Raw genomic sequence first — 22661 nt, 5'->3', positions numbered from 1 at the left:
GATCAAAATTCGGGAATCGTGGATATCTTTGCTCATTGATAATCTCGTTAGTTAGGAACTAAACAGGATAAAGCCGCATTGCGTCTCTATCAAAAGTAATAAGGGCTAGCAACTTGCTAGCCCAGAAACACGCCTTGAGGCTTAACCCATACGGTAGTTAGGCGCCTCTTTGGTGATCTGCACGTCATGTACGTGAGACTCACCCATACCCGCAGAAGTCACACGAACAAACTGCGGCTTAGTATTTAATTCAGTGATAGTTGCACAACCTGTTAGACCCATTGCACTGCGAATACCACCGATTTGCTGATGGATAATCGTTGCGATTGGTCCTTTGTATGCTACGCGACCTTCAATACCTTCAGGTACTAGTTTGTCAGCAGCATCGCTCTTCTGGAAGTAACGGTCAGACGAACCTTCTTTTTGGTTCATCGCACCAAGAGAACCCATACCACGGTAAGACTTGTAGTAACGGCCTTGATATAGTTCAACTTCACCAGGAGACTCTTCAGTACCCGCCAGCATTGAACCCACCATTACACATGAAGCACCAGCAACTAGCGCTTTTACGATATCGCCAGAGAAACGGATACCACCGTCAGCAATCACTGGAATATCACGGCCTTTTAGGCCTTCTACTGCATCAGAGATAGCTGTAATTTGTGGTACACCACAACCTGTCACGATACGAGTAGTACAGATAGAGCCTGGGCCGATCCCCACTTTAACAGCATCTGCACCAGCATCAGCCAATGCAATTGCACCTTCAGCTGTTGCTACGTTACCTGCAACGATTTGTAGTTCTGGATATACTTCACGTGTCGCTTTAACACGGTCAATAACACCTTGAGAATGGCCGTGAGAAGTATCGATTAGAAGTACATCAACACCCGCATCAACTAAAGCAGCAATACGCTCATCAGTACCAGCACCAACACCAACAGCAGCACCAACACGAAGACGGCCTTGCTCATCTTTACATGCGTTTGGTTTATCTTGCGCTTTTTGGTAATCCTTAACAGTGATCATGCCTTTTAGTGCAAATGCATCATCAACCACTAAGATTTTTTCGATACGGTGTTCGTGCATTAGGCCAAGGATCTCTTCACGAGATGCGCCTTCTTTTACTGTCACTAAGTCATCTTTCTTAGTCATGACCGTTGAAACTGCTTTTTCTAGCTTAGTTTCGAAACGCATATCACGGCTAGTTACAATGCCTTCAAGTTGGTTGTTTGCACCAACAACCGGGAAACCTGAGAACCCTTTGTCCTGTGCAAGCTCCATTGCTTCTGCAATCGTAAGATCAGAAGTAACCGTCACAGGGAAAGAGATAATACCCGCTTCATACGTTTTAACTTTACGTACGTTGCGAGCTTGTTCTTCGATAGTCATGTTTTTGTGGATAAAACCAATACCACCTTCTTGTGCCAGAGCGATCGCTAAGCGCGCTTCTGTCACTGTATCCATTGAAGCGGAAACAAGCGGTAAGTTTAATTCAATCCCACGAGTCAAACGCGTTTTCAGGTTTGCTGTGTGAGGAAGAACAGTTGAATGAGCTGGTACTAAAAGTACGTCGTCAAAGGTAAGGGCTTCTTTTGCAATTCTTAGCATGTTCGCGGCTTCTCTCAAGTGAACTGAGTATAAGGAATTGCGTGCGAATTTTATCAGCGTTCCTTATGGGAGTAAATAAAATTTAGCAAAAAATGTGATAAAGTGACTGTGAATTTTTTATGGAGGCCAACATGGGATACCCCAATAATAATAAAACCTATTCTGTATCAAGACTTAACAGAGAAATACGCTCGCTCTTAGAACAAGGTTTTGCCTCTGTACAACTCACCGGAGAAATTTCAAACTTTGTTGCTCCGGCCTCAGGGCATTGGTATTTTTCTCTAAAAGATGACAAAGCACAGATAAAAGCGGCCATGTGGCGAGGTAATAATCGTTACTGTAACCACCGCCCTGCCAATGGTCAGCAAGTAATGGTACAAGCTAGAGTGTCAGTGTATGAGCCACGAGGCGACTATCAACTGATAGTCGAGCAAGTGGCCCCTGCCGGTGAAGGTTTGCTCAAGCAGCAATTTGATGCCCTCAAAATGCAGCTAGCCGCAGAAGGCCTGTTTTCAGCTAGTCACAAAAAGCCTTTGCCAAGTGTCATCAATCGCGTGGGGGTCGTCACCTCAGCGACAGGCGCTGCCATCAAGGATATTTTGACCGTACTCAAACGCCGTGCCCCGCAGTTACAGGTCGTTATTTATCCGGCCCTAGTGCAAGGCGATGACGCCAAACAGCAGATTTGCAAACAAATCGCTCAAGCGAATGCTAGACGCGAGGTAGACGTATTGATCGTTGGCAGAGGTGGCGGCTCATTAGAAGACTTATGGAGCTTTAACGAGGAATCAGTCGCAAGGGCTATTTTTGCCAGCTCAATTCCGGTGATAAGCGCAGTGGGCCATGAAATAGATACTACCATTTCCGACTATGTTGCAGATGTCAGAGCGCCAACTCCATCGGCGGCCGCCGAATTAGTGAGCCCAGACTCAGAAGCCTTAAAACAACGTACTTCGCAGTTACTACAATATCTCAATCAAGCTTTTAAACGTCGCCTTGAAGGTGCATCACAGCGTTTGGCAAATTTTGAAGCCCGACTGCAGTTACAACACCCTAAAAATCAACTAATGCAGCAAACACAGCGAGTTGATGAATTAGAGCAGCGATTAATTCGTGCTCAAGCCCATCACTTACGTCAAAAGCAATCGCAATTTCATTTGCTGCAACATCGATTTGATCGATTACATCCAGAGCAAAGAATTGCTCAGTTCAAACAACTGGTCGCACAACTCGGTGATAAGTTGCAGTATGCAATGGAGCAAAAGCTTAACACACAAAGACATCAACTCGCGGTATCAAGCGCAAAACTAGACAGCGTCAGTCCACTGGCGGTATTAGCTCGAGGCTATAGTATTGCCAAGCAAGAAGATAAAGTGATTAAGTCAGTGGCGGATATCGACCCAGAAAAGCCGATAATTACACAACTGGCTGATGGTGAGATCCAATCAACAGTTTTAAAATAGGCTCAACTAACTATGCCAGCTCAAATTTTCAAACAAAAACGATTGGATATGATCGATTAAGTACTACACAGCTAGGTATAAACAAGGAATGATTATGATTTATTTATTTTCCATAAGCGCGTCTATTTTCACCGTACTCGCCAAATGGGTATGGGGTTTTCCGTACGTTAGAACTTGCTCATATCTGTTGACGTTTCTGATAATAATGAATTTCTCAGCAACACCTATAGATATATTTCCATACGTAAATTTTTCATTATTGAGCAGTGTGTTACTATACAGCACTTTGACTTCAGCCTTTGTGTTTTTATTAAATAACGATCAACTTTCACCATTTTTAGACAAGTGCAAAGGTGTGTTATTGCCGTCTATTTTCGTCGCTATTACTGCCTATGCGATGCTCATAGCCGTTAAAAAGAACTTGGCTTATTTGGCACTTAATTTAGCCATAACCCTATTTATAAGTTACTTATTTTTCTGGCTTCTGACTCATTTAGCCCATAAATATGAAAGGTAGTCAAAGAAAACGCTAGATGGTACTTGCAGGAAACGCCTATTTGCTAGATGTATAATTTAGTGTTGGAGCGAATACTTAGGAAGATAAATAGCCAAAATAGCGCTCGTTAAACGAGCACTATTCAAATATCATCTCAGTGTTGTCAGCAATACAAAAAATTACAACATCGCTGAAGTGATTGACTCATTTTCAAGCTTATCATCATCTTCGAGGAAGTTTTGGTTCATACTCTCTGCAGGACATGGACATGATGGCTTACCAACCACCTTAGCTGGGATCCCCACTACCGTAGTGTGCGGTGCTACAGGGCTAAGTACAACGGAACCTGCACCAATTCGAGCGCCCTCTCCTACTTCAATGTTGCCAAGTACTTTGGCACCCGCACCAATCAATACACCAGCGCGGATTTTCGGGTGACGATCACCCTGCTCGTTACCCGTACCACCAAGTGTGACTGATTGCAGGATAGAAACATTATCTTCAATAACCGCGGTTTCACCAATGACTATACCAGTCGCATGGTCAAACATAATACCATGACCGACTTTACAAGCAGGATGGATGTCAACACCGAATACTTCAGAGGTTCTGCTCTGTATAAAGCGAGCCAGCTCTTTTCTGTCTTGACGCCATAAGCAGTATGCCAATCGATGTGCTTGGATTGCATGAAAACCTTTCAGATTTAAAATTACATTGAGATAACTATCGGCAGCTGGGTCGCGATCTTTAACGGCTTTTATATCATGTGCAACATGAGTCAGCATGGTATCGCAGTGCACAAAGGCTTGATCGAACAGCTCGCGAATTGTAAATGCTGACACCACGGCATCCGCCAACTTATTTGCAACGATAAAGCTTAATGCAGAACCAAGACACTCGTGATTTAAAATACTCGAGTAAACGTGACTAGCAAGTAATGGTTCGCGAGCAACCAACTCATTGGCCTCTTCGCGTAACTTATTCCAAATCTCATGTCTCATGTGACGAACTTCCGATAATACTGATACTTCTCATAGTGTAACGCTTAGAGTCATTAAGTGTCATGTATTATAAAAAATCAGGCTTCAAACACTTGGTTATATCTAATAACCAACCAACATATTTTAGTACGGTTTTAAATGCCCTCTGTTGGACCAAAGATTCTTACAATTTAGCACTGTCGAACTGAACAGATCTTCGTATAATAACGCCCCATTAAATACTACCAACGCGGGATCGCTAATATGTCGATAAAGATCAAGACAACGGATACCAACAAACCAAATGGCACAGGGCTTGCGCGGATAATCAAAGCAACGCATTGCTCAGCGAAAGGAATGAAAGCAGCCTATAAAGAAGAGTCGGCATTTAGACAAGAAACGTGGTTACTGGTGGCAAGTCTTCCTTTATCAATCATATTGGCGCAAAGTATTGCTCAGTGGGCCTTATTGGTTGGTAGTGTGCTGTTGATATTAGTTATAGAACTTATCAACTCAGCAATCGAAGCGCTGACAGATAGAGTGAGTACCGAACACCACTTACTATCTGGTCGTGCAAAAGATATGGCATCAGCGGCCGTTACGCTGACATTATTAATTAGCTCGTTAATTTGGATAGCCGCTGCAGTGGAGTGGTTCAACACTATAACCTAACATTACGCGTGGTTTTGACACAAAAAAATGGCGGCTAAATTTTTAGCCGCCATTTTTTATTAAGCTGAATAATCGTTATTCAAACACTTTTTCTACATCTAACGTTTTAATATTCTTACTTGGAATATTTAGCGGGTATGTAGCAATTTCAGCATCTTCTGCCAGTAATACATCAGGCTTTTTCGTGTTATAAGTCATAGGAGATGACTGCTCAGCACTTAAACGCTGCGCCATATCTTTTGCATCACCAGTGATAAACACATAGTGAATATCTTCGGTCTGCAAGTTCTCTTTGATAACGCGATTGATGTCTTCAACAGACAGCGACGCTAGCTGCTTTGTCACATAGGCAACAAATTCATCGGTGTTGTAGAACTGGCTATCAAGTGCATAACCTAGCTGTCTATCTTGGCTCGCCACCATTTGCGGCACAAAGTTGATTAAGAAGTTACGTGTTGCTTCAAAGTCTGCTTTGCTCATCCCTTCTTTGATCAGCTTATCGAGTTCAAACAATGCGGTGCGCGTTGCAAAATGGGCATCGTTATTAGAGCGAAGTGGGCGTAACCACACCTGGAAAATTTGCTCACTACGACCTAAGTTTGCATCTGGCTTAGTTTGGAACATGCCACGTGGGAAGTATTCGATATAAGCGTAGTCACCATAGTTCATACCACGTACCTGACGGATACGCTGGTATAAGTGGCTGTTTGAACTGCGGTGCTCACCAAAGTATGAACGCACTAACCAAAGCGCGGCCCAGTCTTTGCTGCTACGAACCGTGTCGATTGGGAAACCAAAAGACACCGCTGTTGATTTTGCATTCTTTTCTACGATGGTTGCGTGATGGCCAGACAGTTTAGGCGCATCAGGCACTTGTAAACGTGCTTCTTCACCTTTAGGTAAAGCCGTAAGGTCGTTAAACATCGCTTCTTTTAGCTGTTTATCGAGTGCACCAGTAATACCCACGTTGAGTTTAGCTTGAGTAAATTGCTGAGCGTAAAAAGCCTTAACGTCATCTAAAGTGATTGCTTCTAAGTCTGATAAATCACCAAAGTTATAGCTTTCGTATGGGTGGCCTTTGTACAGCTCGTGATAAAGCACTTCTTTACCTAGCTCTTCATCATTTGACGCTTTCAAACCAGCCTTAATGCCGTCGATTAGCTCTTTTTTCAGACGTTTAAAATCATCTTCTCTGAACCCTGGGTTCAAAAGCTGCTGACTCACAATGCCATACCATTGATCAGCATTGTCTTTATGAATACGACCACGTAAAGAAATCATTTCTTTATCGATTTGATAACCAAAGCTACCAGCAATCGGGTACAGCGCCTTTTGAATTTCTTTGTATGATTGCGACTCACTTCCACCATTGGCAATCATAGCCGCAGTAAGCGCAGCAAGACCTTTTTTACCTGCAGGATCGGCAGCAGCACCTGTGTAAAAAAGAAAGTTCACATCCACCAGCGGTGAATTATTCGTTTTATCTAGTACGTTGAAATGACGCGTTACTGGCTTGTCCATTTTTGCCACTAACTTGTCTAAGTTAACTTCCTTATCAAAACCAGAGACAGACTCAAGTGCAGACATAGTTACCGTTGTGCGGCTGCTGTCCACAAAGTATTTATTGGCAATATCACGAATATCTTTTGCAGTGACTTTATCAGCACTTGCATACAGTTCATTCACTACTTCAGGATCACGCTCAAAATGCATGTAGCTCGCGAGTGTCGAAGCAATAGATTGTGATGAATCAAGGCCGTTAATAAAGCTGTACTTTAGGTTTGATTTAAGTGCAGCAAGCTTATTTTCATCTACCAGCTCTGTGCGTGCTTTTGCGTAAGTGTTATTGATTGCATCACGCACTGTTGCCAAATCTTTTTCATCTTCTACTTTAACGAAAACATGCAGAAGACCTGGGTCTTTGGTTTCAGGGTTATAGGTAAACATTTGGCTTGCAAGCTGTTTATCTACCACCAGCTCTTGATACAGCGCTGAATTTTCAGAGAAATAAAGCTGCGAGATCAGATCAAGTGCCGCTCGGTCTTTTTTCTTCGGCTCCCATGCAGTACCTTTATACGAAACTAGCAACCAGTGACCCGGTAAGCCATCATATTTTTCGTGAACGTAACGCGCTTTGTCTTGCTTTGGCTCAACAGGAATATCGGCTTGGTAGTCACCCTTTTTCCAATTACCCCAATGCTTTTTCACCATAGCCATAGTTGCTTTAGGATCCACATCACCTACGATCACAAGTGATACATATTCAGGCTTGTAAAAACGCTCAAAGAAGGTTTTACCATAGGCCATTTGATCTGGCATTGCTTCGATGTCTTCAAAAAAGCCCATCGTTGTGTGCTTATAGGTATGTTTATCAAATGCTTCTTTTCTTACCGCAGAAAGCAGTTTTCGAACTGGGCTGGCATTATTTTTAAGGTATTCACCTTTCACAGTTAGTGCTTCGGTGCGGAACTGTTCTTCACTGTATGTCAGGTTTTGAAAGATATCCGCTTCGATTTCTAATACTTTATCTAAATGCTGCTTTGAGAAATTTAAGTGGTAGTTAGTGTAGTCGTTGGTCGTGTAGGCACGATTATCAACACCTGAGTTTTTCAAAATGTCCGAATAAACGTCTTGTGGATACTTTTCTGAGCCTTTGAACATCATATGCTCAAAGAAGTGAGCAAAGCCGGTTTTACCCGCTTCTACTTCATTACGCGAACCAACAGAAACCGGAATTTGTAGCGATACCACATCAGGATAGTTAGTTTTAACTACCATGACGCGAAGGCCATTTTCTAGCTCTTCCAAAACATAATCTTGGGCGAATACTTTATTGGATTGGGCAGCTTGAGTACTTACAGCTGACTGTTGAGCTTGATCTGAATTCGTCGCTGCGCAGCCACTAAGCGCTAAGCTTACGGCAAAGCTGGTTGCTAGTAATTTGAATTTCATGAATTTGGTCCTAATCATATTTTTTATTCTAAGTAAGTCGTGTTCACTTACGTTAGCAAACCTCCTGATTATGCCCCAAAGTCATACTAATTCGCTAATTTCCAAGGTGATTTACCACCCTAATGTGTAAACAAATATGAAATTTTGATTTGAGCACTTGAGATTAATTCATAATTATTGAAATTCTTTCATTAAAAAAATCTATCTAGACGTCTAAATGGCTGCTATATTAGTAAAGAGATACAGAAATGCTTTTGTGGAATGAGGATTATGGCTTTAACGCTTCAAGAGAAAATCATTGACCCTAACCAAGGGGTATATTTAATTGGTACCACACCACCTAAGATTGGCACCGACCCAGAACAGCTAAAATCAATTGCCGCTAAACTTTTAGGCCGTTTACATGAGATTGAATACGACGGCGTGATCATCTATGACATTCAAGATGAAAGCAGCCGTACTCAAGTACCACGCCCATTTCCTTTTAAGCACACCGTTGATCCGTGTGAATATAGCCAGTTGATCCGCGAATTGTCACACCTTGATGTAATTACGTATAAAAGTGTGGCACAGCGCGATAGTGAAGCTTTTGGCAATTGGTTAAGCAGCACTAAACAGCAATATGGGTTAAACAATCTAGTATTAGTGGGCAGCCCGTCTTCACAAGGCGATATTAAGTTGCCGCTTTCTGAAGCCTATAAGGTATTGAAGCATCACCAAGATGACTTTTTCTTGGGTGGTGTAACCATCGCAGAGCGCCATGCCAGTAAGCGTAATGAACACGAAAGGCTGATAGATAAAACAGAGCAAGGCTGCCAATTCTTTGTTTCCCAAGCAGTGTATGACGCTCAAGCAACCATAGATCTGATCACGAGTTATGCTCGCACCTGTAAACAACAAGGGCAAACACCAAAACGCATTATTCTTACCTTTACTCCATGTGGTGGAGAAAAGACCTTGCAGTTTATGGAGTGGCTGGGGATCTCAGTACCAGAAGCAACCAAATGGCGCATGTTAGATGCAGACAATACACTAAGTGAGTCAATTCGTATTTGTAGAGAGAATCTCGATCAAATCTTAAAAAGCTGCTCACATCTGGATATTTCTCTTGGCTTAAATATTGAGAGCTTAACAAACCGCAAAGAAGAAATTGATGCGTCGATAAACCTTTACAGGCTATTGAAGGCGACCATGGAATTATGCCTTGCGGAAAAGCAAATTGCTTAATGCAGTCTAGTAAATTGAAAAAGCCAGCTTCATCAAGCTGGCTTTTCTGTTAACCTTGCTGAATTATCCAAAGCTCAGATTAACTTAGGCTCAAGAAAGCGATTAATCCCACCCCAAGTAACAAGCGGTAAATGACAAATGGCATCATGCCCATGCGCTCTATGATTTTCAGGAAAAAGAAGATACAGGCATAAGCTGAGATAAACGACAGTACCGCACCACTTAATAACGCATTCCAATCAACCACTTCATCGCCGGTAGCAAGCTCTAAACTGTAATACAATCCCATCATAGAAATGACTGGAATAGACATTAAAAACGAAAAGCGCGCCGCACTTTTCTTATCAAGCCCGAGTAATAAACCTGCGGTGATGGTAATGCCTGAACGCGATGTGCCGGGAATGACAGCTGTAATTTGCGCAAGCCCCAGTATCAATGCGCTTTTCCAGTTTAAGGCAAATTCGTCCTTGATTTGTTTCGCTTTCACGTCGGCATACCAAAGCAGTAAACCAAATACTATCGTCGATGTTGCAATCACCCAAGCGCTACGTAAATAAACTTCTACGATATCTTTAAGTAGTGGAGCTAAAATCACGAATGGTATAGTGGCAACCACAATACACCAAGTCAGCCGGCTTTCTTTTGAGTGCGTACCTGAGAATGACTTGAACCATCCTGCCAGTAGGCTGACAATGTCTTGTCGAAAATAAATAACGACAGCCAGCAAAGTACCAACATGAACAGCAACATCAAAGGCAAGACCCTGATCTTGCCAACCTAGTACCTGAGAAGGTAGCAGTAAGTGGGCAGAACTCGAAATAGGTAAAAATTCAGTGAGACCTTGAATAATTGCAAGGACGACAATCTCAATAAAGCTCATTGCTTGGGAAACTCCACTTTCCATAATTTTTGAGTTGGGTTGTGATACTCCTGCCATAACTGAGCAATGGTTTTACCCTCAACAGGATGGATAAAATCAGGAGCTAGTTCAGCTAATGGCTGAAGCACGAAGGCATTTTTGGTTATTTCATCCCGAGGCAACTGAGCGGGTGATGAACAAATAAGGTGGTCATAAAAGAGAATATCGAGATCTAATGTACGTGGACTAAACTTCTTTTCACTACAGCGACGACCATGATCGTATTCTATCGATTTGAGCAGTTTATACACTTCGTCTAAAGACAGCTGTGTTTGTGCTGCAAAGACCGAGTTATAGAAGTTATTTCCTGCAAACCCGACGGCTTCACTCTCAAAAACACTCGAATGTTGAAAATCCGGAAAGTGTTCTATCAATACCCTCAAGCCACTCAGCAAATTTTTTTCTTTTTCTATGTTTGAGCCGAGACTGATAAAAATTTGTGCCATGATAATTCTACTTCTTACGCACAATTTCTACACCAACCGTTTGTGCTTGTGGCACGGCAGCAGGTTTACTCACTTTTATAAGTACTTGGTGTACATTAAATTCATTGAGGATCATTGCAGCAAGCTGTTCAACTAGCGTTTCTAATAGCTCAACTGGTTTTGCTTGGGTATGCGCAATAATACGCTCACTCACTTTGGCATAATCAACCGCCAAATTAATATCGTCATGGCGAGCGGCAGCGCTAATATCGGTCAACATCTCAACATCAAAGTAAAGGCTTTGTTTACTTTCTTTTTCAAAGTCGTACACTCCTATTATGGCTTCGACGTGTAGCTGTGAGATATAGACTTTATCCATGTAAACTCCAAACATGTTTATCGCTGTAATTCACCCGCATTTTCTAATCGCAATTCGCGATCTGTGCAGGACTTAAGACCGCCGATCATAGCCCAAAACAACGCAATAAAAAATAAGGAAGACAGTGTTAATCAGTTTAATGTGCGTATGTGCTTATTTATTGGGATCGATTTCCTCAGCGATTCTGGTGTGTCGGTTATTCAACCTGCCAGATCCACGCTTTAATGGTTCTAATAATCCAGGCGCAACCAATGTATTAAGATTGGGAGGAAAGATCCCAGCTGCGCTGGTGCTCGTCTTCGATATTTTAAAGGGAACCATCCCTGTGTGGGGAGCCTACTTTCTGAAAATAGAGCCTGTATGGTTAGGTGCAATAGCCGTAAGCGCATGCCTAGGTCACATTTATCCTATATTCTTTCACTTTAACGGTGGTAAAGCGGTAGCAACGGCATTTGGTGCGCTATTACCCATCGGCTTGTCATTGGGCGGGCTACTGATTAGTACGTGGCTCGTGGTGCTAGCGCTCACACGCTACTCTTCACTCGCAGCGATTGTCGCAGTCGCAGCAGCTCCACTTTACACATGGTGGATAAAGCCGCTGTATACGGTGCCGGTCAGCTTTTTAACTGTGGTGATTATTATTCGTCATAGGGCAAATATTAAAAGGCTCTTGAGTGGTAAAGAGCCCAAGGTGGGGAAAAAGTCTAAAGACTAGGGTCTAGACTTTTTCTAGACTATCCAGCGGCCAACGCGGTTTAGTCTTCATATCAAGTGGCGCATGCTGACCTGCTTTTAGGCGCTGCATTCCTGCATAAGCTATCATCGCCCCATTGTCTGTACAAAACTCAGTGCGCGGGTAATAAACCCGCCCTTTCATGCCAAGCATCATGCGCTCAAGCTTTTGCCTAAGTTCAGTATTGGCGCTGACGCCACCTGCAATCACAAGGCTTTTAATGCCAGTTTCTTTCAGTGCTCGCTTACACTTAATCGCTAGCGTTTCTACGACTGCTGTTTGAAAGGCATGAGCAATATCTGCTTTCGTTTGCTCATCATCGCCTTCATTACGGATCGTGTTTGCCGCTGCGGTTTTCAATCCACTGAAACTAAAATCCAGACCAGGTCTGTCTGTCATCGGTTTTGGAAAAGTAAATCGCCCTGCTTGACCCTGTGTCGCCATTTTCGCAAGCATTGGGCCGCCAGGATAATCAAGACCGAGTAGCTTGGCAGTTTTATCAAATGCTTCACCAGCGGCATCATCCACTGACTCACCAAGTACTTCATATTCACCGATACCTGAGACTTTGACCATCATAGTATGGCCACCAGATACTAACAGCGCGACGAATGGGAAATCTGGTTTATCGTCTTCAAGCATAGGGGCAAGCAAATGGCCTTCCATATGATGTACGGCAACAGCTGGGATCCCCCAACCAAACGCTAACGAGCGACCTATTGAGGTGCCAACCAACAAAGCACCGACCAAACCCGGCCCTGCGGTATAAGCAATGCCATCAAGGTCTTCAGGACCGCAACCCGCTTGGGCGAAAGCAGCTTCTATCAGAGGAATTGTTTTGCGTACATGATCACGAGAAGCAAGTTCAGGCACTACCCCACCATAATCGGCGTGTACTTTTACCTGAGAATATAATTGATGTGCCAACAGCCCTTGCTCATCATCATAAATAGCAATACCCGTCTCATCACATGAGGATTCTATACCCAAAATACGCAAGTTACTTTCTCCAAACTCTTTACTGCAGCCGCTGATTATACGAAATCAGCTACTCAAGTTCCAAACCAATATTTGTTTGGCCGTCAGCCAGTGCCAAGGCCTTCAGCGACTTCACCGATTCGCTGCTAATACGCCCCATATTTTCCACATGTTCGATAAGCTCAGCGAGGATTTCAATTTCATACTGCATCTGCGGGTGCTCACGCACTAGCTCATTCGTTGGAGATATATCTTCCGCCATCAACATAAACTCGATGTATTTAGCTACCGTTGCCTGAGAAATTTTGGCAACGCTTACAAACTCATGTTCATCTTTTGTCATCAGACCTTGCAACATGCCTAACAGCGCTGTCGCTACGTCGATTGCGGGATAGGTACCAAACATATCAAACTCACTGAGCTCAGGTACATTTGGCTCTACCTTTTCAACCAGCTTTTCTAAGCTAATTTTGCTCTTTGGCAGTAATATTTTCTCCCAGATTAAATTCAGCGCATTTCTGAGCACTTGCTCGTCGCCAAAACCCGTTGCCTCACTAAATAGTGAATAATTTGGCAACATACGCTCAATAATAGCAGCGCCTAAGACTGCCTTTTGAAGATAATTTAACTCTCTAATTCTTTGAAAGTTATTTGCTTTGCTCATGCTTATTTCCACATTGCCAGCAATATTCAAACGCTGGTCCATTTAATTCTGCACAGTGGTTACATAGCCAATCCGACAGCTCGGCGGCACTGCGATGACGTGATTTGTTATAGTTTACCAATATTTCCTGAGCCTCGGGTAACTTTATTGCATAAACAAAGAGCTTGATGGCTGCTTGCTCTGCTGGAATTTCACCAATAGCACCTGACAAATGCTCACCTTGTAAGCGAACCTGAATATTCGCTTGTTCTAATTGACCTTTGAGTAAATGTGCTTCAACAAAGCCGCTGATAGCGCACAATTGCACCCAATGAAAAGACTGTTCACTCATTGCATTATCTTCACTATCGAATTAGCACTCAATGTGCTCATTTGTTTCTTGATAAAATCATTCATTATCATCACACTTAAACATCAAGCCATTCCATTAAAATACGACTATGACTCTAACAACACCGGGCCTATTATTCCCAGCAATTTCTTTATTGCTACTCGCTTATACCAATCGCTTTTTGGTACTCGCGCAATTGATCCGTGAATTAAACGCCCGAGAAGGCGACACCATAAGATCTCTGGTTAAAGCACAAATCGAAAACCTAAGAAAACGAATTAGATTGATCAGACGAATGCAAGTATGGGGTGTAATCGCATTTTTACTTTGTACGTCTTCAATGTTTGCCTTGTTTCTTGAAATATCCTTACTTGGCGTCACATTGTTTGGTGCGAGTCTCTGTAGCCTGACCTTGTCATTGCTACTTTCTCTTTATGAAATCCACATTTCTTGCGATGCAATCGAACTAGAATTGCAAAATATCGAGAAAAAACCTCAACAAGATTAGCGGCCTTGTTACTGCCGACTATACTAATGTTGAGTCAGCATAAAAAGAGGAGCAATCTGTGAGCGGATTTTTGTTCTCAGATGAAGTGCTAGAAAGCCCTACAAATAAAATGGCCGAAACCTACTGGGATATTCTGGTTGTAGATGATGAAGAAGACATTCACCAAGTGACTAAACTGGTGTTATCTGGCTTTAAATTTGAGAATAAAGCACTGAGATTTCATCACGCCTACTCTGCACAAGAAGCAAAAGCCATCTTGGACACGGAACCGAATATCTCTGTAGGCCTCATTGATGTCGTAATGGAAAGTAATCATGCAGGGCTTGATTTAGTGCGATATATCCGCGATGACTTAGCAAACTTTGATATTCGACTTGTCCTGCGCACTGGGCAGCCTGGAGAAGCTCCGGAAGAGTCGGTCATTCGCGATTACGATATTAATGACTACAAGAACAAAACCGAGCTCACTGCCGTCAAGCTAAAAACACTACTCTATTCTGCTTTACGGGCTCACCGGGATATTCAAACCATCGAAAAGCACAAAATGGGACTTGAACGCATTATTGATGCATCCTCTAACTTTTTGAAGTGTAGCAATATTCAGGATTTTGCATCAACCATATTGTCCCATGTATCCGCAGTAATGGGATTATCTGATTCGGAAATATATTGTGCAGCTGCGGTAAATCACCAAGCCAACGAACCGACAAAATTTAAACTACTTGCAGCCTCAGGGGCAGGCGTAGAACCTAGTATTGTTACCTTGCCCGAGAATGTACAAAATCTGTTTATAGAAACACATAATAAAAAAGCATCGATAAAGACCCGTAACGAATATATTGGCTACTTCCCTTCGCGAGAAGGGAGTGAAACGATGATTTATGTGAGTAAGGACAGCGAACTTCATAGCATGGACTTCCAGCTACTTGAATTTTTTGCAAACAATATTGCACTAGCCTACGACAACTTGAAGTTGCGTGAAACCGTCAAAGATTCTCAAAAAGAGCTTTCTTATATTTTGGGTGAAGCCGTCGAAAAACGCTCGAAAGAAACCGGCTCACACGTAAAACGCGTGGCACATTATAGTATGCTTTTAGCTCAGCTTTACGGACTCTCTCACTACCAAGCAGAAATCATCAAACTCGCCTCTCCGCTCCATGACATTGGCAAAATCAGTATTCCAGATCAAATCCTAAATAAACCCGGAAAACTCACTGATGAAGAATGGATAATTATGCAGACGCATGCGCAGCAAGGGTTTGAAATCTTAAAAAATTCAACAAATGAGATTTTGCAGTGTGGCGCATTAATCGCGCATCAACATCACGAAAAGTGGGATGGTTCAGGCTATCCTAGAGGTTTAAAGGGAGAGCAAATTAACATTGTCGGCAGGATCACTGCTCTGGCAGATGTCTTTGATGCACTAGGAAGTGAGCGGTGTTATAAGCCAGCTTGGCCACTAGATAAAGTAATAGATTTGCTAAATACTCAAAGTGGTAAACAATTTGAACCCAAATTGGTTGACCTTTTTCTAAAAAATCTGGAACAATTTATTGAGGTACGTGACAGGTATCCTGACTAACTTTGTAATCAGAATGTAAAAACTTCACTTTCTTTTTCCCGATTGGTGTATTATTATTGGGAAAAGACGTAATAAATGTGTTTTAGTTGAAATTAAAAGGAATTTCACATGAGATTTGAACAACTCGAGCAGTTCGTAGCATTAGGTAATCTAAGACATTTTAGACAAGCCGCAGAACAAACCCAGATCAGTACTTCAGCGCTTACTCGAAGCATCCAAACCCTTGAAGATGAAATAGGTTGTGAACTCGTTAAACGCTCAACACGTTCAGTAAAACTGACTGAACAAGGTGAGCTGTTCTTAAAGTATTGCAAAACAACCTTATCAGAACTCGATCTAACCAAGAAAACCATTAAGCAAAGTTTGTTTGGCCGTGATAACCAAAAGTTAATTATTGGTTATACGACTCAAGCTAGCAGCATCGTGCCAGTTTCTTGCGGTCAGTTTTTAGCTCAGTACCCTAATGTGAAGATCGAAATGCAGTTGCAAGATGAGTTGGAGCTTACTCGTAAGCTACAACTTGGTGAGATTGATATCAGCGTATATTTACAAAGTGCAAATAGCATAGTGAGTGATATTCACCTGCCTGATCAGTTAGTTTTATTTGTTTCGAGAAATCACCCTCTAGCAAATCAAGACAGCATCAGAAAAGCTGAATTAACGCAATACCCTATGTATGGCTGTTTCTCACAGTCGAAGCAAGTACAAAGTATGCTTAATGAAGCCGTTGACTCGTTAAACAAATCAACGAGTGTTAAAATTGGTAACATTGAACAAGTAATTGATGGTTTGAAGAATAGCAATAGCTTTGCAATTGCGAGTATCGAACATTCAAAAACTATCGCACAAGACCCTAACTTAGTTTTCTTAAAAACCAATAAGGCTTTGGATAGAGAACAATTGATTGTACAAACCAATCACCAAGTTGGCTCAAATGCGCATATAAATCACTTGCTTGAGCTAATTGAGGATGCTGCATCTTCATCTAGCAAGCAAACAGTAACTTATTAGTTGCTAAACAGACGGGCAAATAATCTGTATTACTTGCCCGTTTTTAATTACTCGCTTTAGAGCGGTAAAAAGCCCAGCACGACCCCGACAAAAATCGCCAAGCCCACATAGTTATTGTTTAAGAAAGCCCAAAAACATCTGTCTCTATCTCTGTAGCGTATGGCATATTGTTGCCTAATAAGCAGCACAGAGGCTGCTAGTAAGCTGCACCAAAAAGCGAGATTCAAGTCAAACGTTACACCAACTGCCGCCATCATCGCGATAAATGTGATGTTGAGCAGTGCAATAATATGGAGGTCCCATTTGCCGAATAAAATCGCAGTAGACTTTACCCCTATCTTCAAATCATCATCCCTATCTACCATGGCGTACATAGTGTCATAAGCAACCGTCCATATTAAATTCGCAACAAACAATACCCAAGCAAGCACTGGCACATTTTGATTTACTGCCATAAAAGCCATCGGTATTGCCCAGCTAAAGGCAGCCCCAAGTACGAGTTGAGGTAAGTTTGTATAACGTTTCATGAAAGGATAAACAGAGGCTAACGCTAGTGCTCCAAAGGATAATACAATGGTTTGCCAGTTTAAAAAAAGCACCAAAATAAAAGCCACCGCGACCAAAATAGCAAATAGGCCTAGTGCCTCTTTACTCGTTACAGCGCCTCTTGCAAGCGGTCTTGTCGCGGTACGCTTTACAGCTCCATCAACCTTGCGATCAGCAAAATCATTGATAACACAGCCTGCACTGCGCATTATAAATACACCCAGAGCAAAGATAACAATAAGCCAAATACTTGGAACACCTTCAGCTGCAAACCACAGTGACCAAAGCGTTGGCCACAATAATAGTAAAGTCCCGATTGGCTTATCTAATCGCATAAGTTGGCTGTAAGCCTGCCATTTCTGGTGGTCAATCATAAAAGCTTTCCGATATAAAGACTTCACAAACTAAAATCTTTGCTTTGCCGTTTTTAAACCAGCTTCTTCTAGCAAATAAACGCTCTGGGGCGACGCCAGTTGTGGGTGCAATAAGTTCAATCAGCGCCGGATAGTCGGCAGTAGATAAACGAAGAAACTCAAGGGTTCCGCGCTGCCAATTTGAATCAGTAAACAGTAACTCACCCAAAGGTGTCTCACCAATTGCATCCATTCCGACAGTACATGCGTCCTCATTGAGCCAACTTTGTCCAAATACAGCTGCTTTACCGTTACAATTTAACGTTACTTCTCGGCACCAAACCTGTTCAGAAAGCTCTGTACGTAACGCTTCAGGAGCGCTCCTGAACTCATTAGCAAGCACAGTCACAGAAAACCTTTCACAAGTTTCTTTCAATTTTGCGGTTAGAGATTGAGCCTCTAGTAAATAAGGAGAAAGTGCTGGCTCAACATCCACCAACTGTGTGTTCTTCAGCCAAGGGAGCTCTAAGGGTAATTGCAAAGGCAACGTTCTATTTCCGTTTTAAAAATCCGCGGTCATAATAGCAGAGCAGCGGCTTTCTAAAAAGTTTATGTTTGTATTGAAGCTACCTGTAAAATCAACGCAATTATGTATAAACTAAGTAAAAAGTAATTTGTATTAGGATACCTAATTAAACATGAGACTGTTGGCTGTTGTACTCACATTATGCATTGCATTAACCACGGCTTTCCCTGTAAAAGCGGACTCAACTATTGGGTATTTCGGGTTTGAGCCAGATATCATCACAAACTACATAGGCCAGTCCAACAAAAAGCTCGGTTATGTCCGTGTTACCGTTGACCTAATGTTAAATGACGTTGCGAATATTGCCGTGGTTGAACACCATACTCCTTTACTAAGAGATGCAATTGTACAGATCCTGAGTAAAGAAAACGAAGAAACCATTAAATCATTAACTGGCAGAGAAGAAATCAGAAAACGCTGTGCTGAAAAGCTAAAGACACTGCTAAAAGAAGAAACTGGGCAGGAAATTGTTCGTGATGTGCTTTTTACCAAATATTTATATCACTAACCGAATCAACTCATACACGAACTCGGAAGCACTAGATCCCGAGTTCGAAGTAACTAGCTACTCTCTTTGAGTTGCCTGTTGATAGGCCAAAATACCGCAACCAACATACCTGATAGTAATCCAAACAAATGCGCCCAGTTAGCCATGTTAATAAAAAACATATCCGTAAATCCAAACAGCATCCAAAGCAGCATAAAGCCAATAACAGGTTTAGAGACCAAAGCGGCTCCGGCAGGATTTCGATGACCAATAACCCAGCAGAAGCCAAGTAGTCCGTAGACCACGCCACTTAGTCCACCAAAATTAGCGTCAACGAATAGGAACTGCATAAAGTTACTAGTTAAGCCGGTTACAAAGTAGATGCAAACTAATGCCCAGAGCCCGAGTTTCTCTGAGATTTGTGCGCCAAGGTGTAACCACCAGCTTAAATTAAAAATCAAATGTATGGCGCTAAAATGTATGAGTGTAGGTGCTATCCAAGTCCAAGGTTTATCTAGGGAAAAACGTAGTGCAGAAAAGATGCCATTAGCGTCACCAAACCGCATGGCGACAAAAATAATAATACTGACACCAAAAACGCCCTGCAATAACCAGTTTAATCCCGCAAAGCGCCGCACCAAGTTTAAGTTTTGGCCTTGATAGCTAAATAACCCCTGTGTACTTCCGGTTTGCCAAGAAGCCGCTTGATATAAGTCGGCCTCGGGTTGCTCCAAAAACGTTTGCCAAAGACGCATAGCAAGCGCCTCATCACCACGCTCTAGCCAAACTTCAACTTGCTGCCCATCGTGACTTTGTAAAACACAATAAATCCCTTGCGTCTTAAAATAATCGACCGCACCTTGTGCTAGTCGAGCATTGTGATAATGGGCTATTAATTTCACTTTTCAATCTCGTTTGGCAACTCACTTGCCCACTGCGTAAAACCGCCATCCATACTGTAAACATCTTCAAAGCCTTGCTCAACTAGGTAGTTAGCTGCGCCTTGTGAGGAGATCCCGTGATAACACACAACCACGATTGGTTGGTCAAACTCTTTCTCCTGCATGAAATGAGCAAGATTAGCATTAGATAAATGTTCAGCGCCTGGAATATGCCCTTGTGCAAAAGTATTTTCATCGCGAATATCTGCTACCACAACATCATCATTGCCTAAAAGCGCTTGTGTGTCTGCTACTGAAATATGTTTAAAAGACATGTGTTACCCATTTAAAACTAAAAAATAAAAGACGGCTTAAGCCTTATCGACCTAGCCGTCTTTCTATTATAACTACTCATTCATGCACTAAGCAAAGTTGAGCATTAATCCCAATTCAGAATAACTTTACCTGATTGCCCTGAAATCATCGTATCAAAGCCAGTCTGGAAGTCATCAACATGGAACTGATGTGTAATGATTGGATCAAGGTTTAAGCCTGACTGGATCAAACTTGCCATTTTGTACCAAGTTTCAAACATTTCACGGCCGTAAATACCCTTGATCACTAAACCTTTGAAGATCACTTGGTTCCAATCCACCGCCATGTCAGAAGGAGGAATGCCCAGCATTGCAATCTTACCACCATGGTTCATGCTGTTTAACATGCCTTTAAATGCAGAAGGAACACCTGACATTTCAAGTCCAACATCGAAGCCTTCTGTCATACCAAGATCTTTCATAACCGTTTCTAGGCTTTCACTGGCAACATTTACTGCTCGCGTAGCACCCATTTTAGTGGCAAGTTCAAGGCGATATTCATTTACGTCTGTGATCACCACATGACGCGCACCAACGTGTTTCGCCACTGCCGCAGCCATAATACCGATTGGGCCCGCACCAGTAATGAGTACGTCTTCACCAACTAAGTCGAACGACAATGCGGTGTGCACTGCATTACCGAATGGGTCGAAGATAGAAGCGAGTTCGTCAGAAATGTTGTCAGGGATCTTAAACGCATTATAAGCAGGAATAACTAGGTATTCTGCAAATGAACCTTCGCGATTAACGCCTACCCCAATAGTGTTGCGGCATAGGTGAACACGACCAGCACGACAATTACGACAGTGACCACAGGTGATATGACCTTCACCAGATACTCGGTCGCCAATGCTAAAACCACGCACCTCTTGGCCCATATCGACCACTTCACCTACGTATTCGTGTCCCACAACCATTGGAGTTGGGATCGTGTTTTGTGCCCACTCATCCCATTTGTAGATGTGTACGTCGGTACCACAAATTGCTGTTTTACGGATTTTGATCAATAGATCGTTGTGCCCTACTTCCGGTTTTGGCACATCCGCCATCCAAATTCCTTCTTCAGCTTTCAACTTGGATAATGCTTTCATAGTATTCGCTCGTTAGCTGCACCGGCTTAATGCCGGTGGCAAAATTAAATGACGCCTAGGTCTTTACCAATACGGGTAAAGGCTTCGATTGCTTTGTCTAGCTGCTCAGTCGTATGCGCAGCTGAAATTTGTGTTCTGATCCTAGCTTGACCTTTTGGCACAACAGGATAAGAGAAACCGATCACATAGATACCTTCAGCCAGCAGTCTGTCAGCCATTTCTGAGGCCACTTTGGCATCGCCTAACATAACCGGAATAATCGCGTGATCTTTACCCGCACAAGTAAAGCCAACAGCTTCCATCTTAGTACGGAAGTAGGCTGCGTTATCCCATAGTTTAGCACGTAAGGCATCGCCTTCTTTCATCATGTCTAGTACTTTGATTGAAGCAGTAACAATTGACGGCGCTAGCGAGTTTGAGAATAAATAAGGACGTGAACGCTGACGTAACCACTCTACGATTTCTTTCTTGCCAGAGGTATAACCGCCCGACGCACCGCCAAGTGCTTTACCAAGTGTTCCTGTAATGATATCCACTCGGTCTAATACACCACAGTATTCCGGTGTACCGCGGCCATTTTCACCAACAAAACCTACTGCGTGTGAATCATCAACCATCACTAATGCGTCGTACTTATCCGCTAAATCACAAACCGCTTTTAAGTTACAAATAACGCCATCCATTGAGAATACGCCATCGGTCGCGATAAGCTTGGTTTTCACACCAGCTTCATCAGCGGCTATTAACTGCTGCTCAAGATCAGCCATATCGTTGTTTGCGTAGCGGAAACGCTTAGCTTTACATAAACGCACACCATCAATGATAGAAGCGTGATTTAATGAGTCCGAGATAATTGCATCTTCAGGGCCTAAGATAGTTTCGAATAAACCTGCATTAGCATCAAAGCATGAAGAGTAAAGGATAGTATCTTCTGTTTCTAGAAATTCACTGATCTTTGCTTCAAGCGTTTTGTGAATATCTTGCGTACCACAGATAAAGCGCACCGACGCGACACCAAAACCATGGTCATCAAGGCCGCCTTGCGCCGCTTTAATTAGCTCTGGGTGATTCGCCAAACCTAGATAGTTGTTTGCACAGAAGTTAATTACACTTTCGCCAGTCGATACTGCAATTTCAGCTTGCTGCTGAGAAGTGATAATACGCTCTTTTTTATATAATCCTTCAGCTTTTACTTCTTCAATTTGTTGCTGAAGCTGGCTGTAGAAGGCCGATGCTCTCATCTGGGAGTCTCCATTTTTTGCACGGTGATAGTAAGCTACGTATCGCCATAGGCGGTTGTCATTCTCACTATCAGAAGTTAACGCTTGCGCTTATTCTATATTAATTAGCTCAAGTTAATTGGAACGTACCAATTCAATCATACCTGGTACATTAAAAGATATCTTTATTTT

General features: G+C 42.6%; 23 protein-coding genes. 8 read left to right on the top strand and 15 right to left on the bottom strand.

Annotated features, from left to right (window positions below):
- Window positions 1-141: 141 nt before the first annotated feature.
- Window positions 142-1611 carry an IMP dehydrogenase gene (gene guaB, locus NO992_RS21275; RefSeq protein WP_017216512.1) on the bottom strand — a complete coding sequence of 490 codons (1470 nt, stop codon included), beginning with the start codon at window positions 1609-1611 and terminating at the stop codon, window positions 142-144.
- Between the two features lie 131 nt (window positions 1612-1742).
- On the opposite strand from guaB, the gene xseA reads away from it, so the two are divergent.
- Window positions 1743-3074 carry an exodeoxyribonuclease VII large subunit gene (gene xseA, locus NO992_RS21270; RefSeq protein WP_371380361.1) on the top strand — a complete coding sequence of 444 codons (1332 nt, stop codon included), beginning with the start codon at window positions 1743-1745 and terminating at the stop codon, window positions 3072-3074.
- 675 nt (window positions 3075-3749) lie between these two features.
- Here xseA and cysE read toward each other — a convergent pair.
- The gene (gene cysE / locus NO992_RS21265) at window positions 3750-4571 is read right to left on the bottom strand and encodes a serine O-acetyltransferase (protein ID WP_045987778.1); all 822 of its coding nucleotides are present in this window, start codon (window positions 4569-4571) and stop codon (window positions 3750-3752) included.
- 243 nt (window positions 4572-4814) lie between these two features.
- Between cysE and NO992_RS21260 the strand changes: the two genes are divergently transcribed.
- Window positions 4815-5222, top strand: a complete 408-nt coding sequence (locus NO992_RS21260) for a diacylglycerol kinase (RefSeq protein ID WP_010374636.1) — start codon at window positions 4815-4817, stop codon at window positions 5220-5222.
- Window positions 5223-5297: 75 nt separating this feature from the next.
- Here the strand turns inward: NO992_RS21260 and NO992_RS21255 are convergent, their stop codons facing one another.
- Window positions 5298-8174, bottom strand: coding sequence for an insulinase family protein (locus tag NO992_RS21255; protein WP_371380357.1), 2877 nt, complete (start codon window positions 8172-8174; stop codon window positions 5298-5300).
- A gap of 270 nt (window positions 8175-8444) precedes the next feature.
- Here NO992_RS21255 and NO992_RS21250 point away from each other — a divergent pair, with 270 nt between their 5' ends.
- Entirely contained in the window at window positions 8445-9401 is a 957-nt protein-coding gene (locus NO992_RS21250; RefSeq protein ID WP_069022749.1) for a methylenetetrahydrofolate reductase, read from the top strand.
- Window positions 9402-9480: 79 nt separating this feature from the next.
- Here the strand turns inward: NO992_RS21250 and NO992_RS21245 are convergent, their stop codons facing one another.
- From NO992_RS21245 to folB, 3 genes are read right to left on the bottom strand one after another with little or no spacing between them, the layout of a single operon-like run.
- A complete protein-coding gene (locus NO992_RS21245; RefSeq protein WP_010374633.1) occupies window positions 9481-10281 on the bottom strand; it encodes an undecaprenyl-diphosphate phosphatase in 801 nt (266 codons plus the stop codon).
- Window positions 10278-10766 carry a 2-amino-4-hydroxy-6-hydroxymethyldihydropteridine diphosphokinase gene (gene folK, locus NO992_RS21240; protein WP_010374632.1) on the bottom strand — a complete coding sequence of 163 codons (489 nt, stop codon included), beginning with the start codon at window positions 10764-10766 and terminating at the stop codon, window positions 10278-10280. The genes NO992_RS21245 and folK overlap by 4 nt, the downstream gene beginning before the upstream one ends.
- A 7-nt stretch (window positions 10767-10773) precedes the next feature.
- Window positions 10774-11124 carry a dihydroneopterin aldolase gene (folB, locus tag NO992_RS21235; protein WP_305776597.1) on the bottom strand — a complete coding sequence of 117 codons (351 nt, stop codon included), beginning with the start codon at window positions 11122-11124 and terminating at the stop codon, window positions 10774-10776.
- Between the two features lie 124 nt (window positions 11125-11248).
- Between folB and plsY the strand changes: the two genes are divergently transcribed.
- A complete protein-coding gene (gene plsY / locus NO992_RS21230) occupies window positions 11249-11839 on the top strand; it encodes a glycerol-3-phosphate 1-O-acyltransferase PlsY (protein ID WP_029215929.1) in 591 nt (196 codons plus the stop codon).
- Window positions 11840-11842: 3 nt separating this feature from the next.
- On the opposite strand, the gene tsaD is transcribed toward plsY, so the two are convergent.
- The 3 genes from tsaD to NO992_RS21215 are packed head-to-tail and all read right to left on the bottom strand — an operon-like array spanning window position 11843 to window position 13830.
- A complete protein-coding gene (gene tsaD, locus NO992_RS21225; protein ID WP_349198218.1) occupies window positions 11843-12856 on the bottom strand; it encodes a tRNA (adenosine(37)-N6)-threonylcarbamoyltransferase complex transferase subunit TsaD in 1014 nt (337 codons plus the stop codon).
- A 49-nt stretch (window positions 12857-12905) separates the two neighbouring features.
- Window positions 12906-13499, bottom strand: a complete 594-nt coding sequence (locus NO992_RS21220) for a YjaG family protein (protein WP_010374628.1) — start codon at window positions 13497-13499, stop codon at window positions 12906-12908.
- Complete coding sequence (locus NO992_RS21215; RefSeq protein ID WP_010607629.1) at window positions 13483-13830, bottom strand: DUF2007 domain-containing protein; 348 nt, start codon at window positions 13828-13830, stop codon at window positions 13483-13485. The genes NO992_RS21220 and NO992_RS21215 overlap by 17 nt, the downstream gene beginning before the upstream one ends.
- Before the next feature lie 109 nt (window positions 13831-13939).
- Here NO992_RS21215 and NO992_RS21210 point away from each other — a divergent pair, with 109 nt between their 5' ends.
- The 3 genes from NO992_RS21210 to NO992_RS21200 all read left to right on the top strand — a co-directional run bounded on the left by NO992_RS21210 (window position 13940) and on the right by NO992_RS21200 (window position 16931).
- Window positions 13940-14338 (top strand): DUF2721 domain-containing protein, encoded by a 399-nt coding sequence (locus tag NO992_RS21210; RefSeq protein WP_010374626.1) that lies wholly within the window; start codon window positions 13940-13942, stop codon window positions 14336-14338.
- A gap of 58 nt (window positions 14339-14396) precedes the next feature.
- On the top strand, window positions 14397-15920 hold the full coding sequence (locus tag NO992_RS21205; protein WP_371380351.1) for a DUF3369 domain-containing protein: 1524 nt from the start codon (window positions 14397-14399) through the stop codon (window positions 15918-15920).
- A gap of 108 nt (window positions 15921-16028) precedes the next feature.
- A complete protein-coding gene (locus NO992_RS21200) occupies window positions 16029-16931 on the top strand; it encodes a LysR family transcriptional regulator (RefSeq protein ID WP_017216523.1) in 903 nt (300 codons plus the stop codon).
- Between the two features lie 56 nt (window positions 16932-16987).
- Here NO992_RS21200 and ubiA read toward each other — a convergent pair whose 3' ends face one another.
- The gene (gene ubiA / locus NO992_RS21195) at window positions 16988-17851 is read right to left on the bottom strand and encodes a 4-hydroxybenzoate octaprenyltransferase (RefSeq protein WP_371380348.1); all 864 of its coding nucleotides are present in this window, start codon (window positions 17849-17851) and stop codon (window positions 16988-16990) included.
- A complete protein-coding gene (locus NO992_RS21190) occupies window positions 17844-18371 on the bottom strand; it encodes a chorismate lyase (RefSeq protein ID WP_371380345.1) in 528 nt (175 codons plus the stop codon). Before NO992_RS21190 ends, ubiA begins: the two co-directional genes overlap by 8 nt.
- Window positions 18372-18528: 157 nt before the next feature.
- Here NO992_RS21190 and NO992_RS21185 point away from each other — a divergent pair, with 157 nt between their 5' ends.
- Window positions 18529-18924, top strand: coding sequence for a flagellar basal body-associated protein FliL (locus NO992_RS21185; RefSeq protein WP_010374621.1), 396 nt, complete (start codon window positions 18529-18531; stop codon window positions 18922-18924).
- Between the two features lie 53 nt (window positions 18925-18977).
- On the opposite strand, the gene glpG is transcribed toward NO992_RS21185, so the two are convergent.
- From glpG to NO992_RS21165, 4 genes are all read right to left on the bottom strand, one after another.
- Window positions 18978-19805: a rhomboid family intramembrane serine protease GlpG gene (gene glpG / locus NO992_RS21180; protein ID WP_371380341.1), complete on the bottom strand. Its 828-nt coding sequence runs from the start codon at window positions 19803-19805 to the stop codon at window positions 18978-18980.
- A complete protein-coding gene (glpE, locus tag NO992_RS21175) occupies window positions 19802-20119 on the bottom strand; it encodes a thiosulfate sulfurtransferase GlpE (protein ID WP_010374619.1) in 318 nt (105 codons plus the stop codon). Before glpE ends, glpG begins: the two co-directional genes overlap by 4 nt.
- A 104-nt stretch (window positions 20120-20223) precedes the next feature.
- Window positions 20224-21249 carry an L-threonine 3-dehydrogenase gene (gene tdh, locus NO992_RS21170; RefSeq protein WP_010374618.1) on the bottom strand — a complete coding sequence of 342 codons (1026 nt, stop codon included), beginning with the start codon at window positions 21247-21249 and terminating at the stop codon, window positions 20224-20226.
- A 44-nt stretch (window positions 21250-21293) separates the two neighbouring features.
- A complete protein-coding gene (locus tag NO992_RS21165; RefSeq protein ID WP_010374617.1) occupies window positions 21294-22490 on the bottom strand; it encodes a glycine C-acetyltransferase in 1197 nt (398 codons plus the stop codon).
- Between the last annotated feature and the right edge of the window lie 171 nt (window positions 22491-22661).

Source organism: Pseudoalteromonas sp. DY56-GL79, from assembly GCF_041414765.1.
Lineage (GTDB): Bacteria > Pseudomonadota > Gammaproteobacteria > Enterobacterales > Alteromonadaceae > Pseudoalteromonas > Pseudoalteromonas piscicida.
The sequence above is the reverse complement of the archived record's forward strand: the minus strand, read 5'-3'. Positions and strand labels throughout refer to the sequence as shown.

What these genes read in the sequence shown, in the direction of transcription:
- tdh (WP_010374618.1), bottom strand. Translation starts at nt 21,249, where the DNA reads ATGAAAGCATTATCCAAGTTGAAAGCTGAAGAAGGAATTTGGATGGCG.
- NO992_RS21220 (WP_010374628.1), bottom strand. Translation starts at nt 13,499, where the DNA reads ATGAGCAAAGCAAATAACTTTCAAAGAATTAGAGAGTTAAATTATCTT.
- NO992_RS21245 (WP_010374633.1), bottom strand. Translation starts at nt 10,281, where the DNA reads ATGAGCTTTATTGAGATTGTCGTCCTTGCAATTATTCAAGGTCTCACT.
- glpE (WP_010374619.1), bottom strand. Translation starts at nt 20,119, where the DNA reads ATGTCTTTTAAACATATTTCAGTAGCAGACACACAAGCGCTTTTAGGC.
- NO992_RS21255 (WP_371380357.1), bottom strand. Translation starts at nt 8,174, where the DNA reads ATGAAATTCAAATTACTAGCAACCAGCTTTGCCGTAAGCTTAGCGCTT.
- folK (WP_010374632.1), bottom strand. Translation starts at nt 10,766, where the DNA reads ATGGCACAAATTTTTATCAGTCTCGGCTCAAACATAGAAAAAGAAAAA.
- NO992_RS21210 (WP_010374626.1), top strand. Translation starts at nt 13,940, where the DNA reads ATGACTCTAACAACACCGGGCCTATTATTCCCAGCAATTTCTTTATTG.
- guaB (WP_017216512.1), bottom strand. Translation starts at nt 1,611, where the DNA reads ATGCTAAGAATTGCAAAAGAAGCCCTTACCTTTGACGACGTACTTTTA.
- cysE (WP_045987778.1), bottom strand. Translation starts at nt 4,571, where the DNA reads ATGAGACATGAGATTTGGAATAAGTTACGCGAAGAGGCCAATGAGTTG.
- NO992_RS21250 (WP_069022749.1), top strand. Translation starts at nt 8,445, where the DNA reads ATGGCTTTAACGCTTCAAGAGAAAATCATTGACCCTAACCAAGGGGTA.
- NO992_RS21200 (WP_017216523.1), top strand. Translation starts at nt 16,029, where the DNA reads ATGAGATTTGAACAACTCGAGCAGTTCGTAGCATTAGGTAATCTAAGA.
- NO992_RS21165 (WP_010374617.1), bottom strand. Translation starts at nt 22,490, where the DNA reads ATGAGAGCATCGGCCTTCTACAGCCAGCTTCAGCAACAAATTGAAGAA.
- xseA (WP_371380361.1), top strand. Translation starts at nt 1,743, where the DNA reads ATGGGATACCCCAATAATAATAAAACCTATTCTGTATCAAGACTTAAC.
- NO992_RS21260 (WP_010374636.1), top strand. Translation starts at nt 4,815, where the DNA reads ATGTCGATAAAGATCAAGACAACGGATACCAACAAACCAAATGGCACA.
- ubiA (WP_371380348.1), bottom strand. Translation starts at nt 17,851, where the DNA reads ATGATTGACCACCAGAAATGGCAGGCTTACAGCCAACTTATGCGATTA.
- NO992_RS21215 (WP_010607629.1), bottom strand. Translation starts at nt 13,830, where the DNA reads ATGAGTGAACAGTCTTTTCATTGGGTGCAATTGTGCGCTATCAGCGGC.
- folB (WP_305776597.1), bottom strand. Translation starts at nt 11,124, where the DNA reads ATGGATAAAGTCTATATCTCACAGCTACACGTCGAAGCCATAATAGGA.
- NO992_RS21185 (WP_010374621.1), top strand. Translation starts at nt 18,529, where the DNA reads ATGAGACTGTTGGCTGTTGTACTCACATTATGCATTGCATTAACCACG.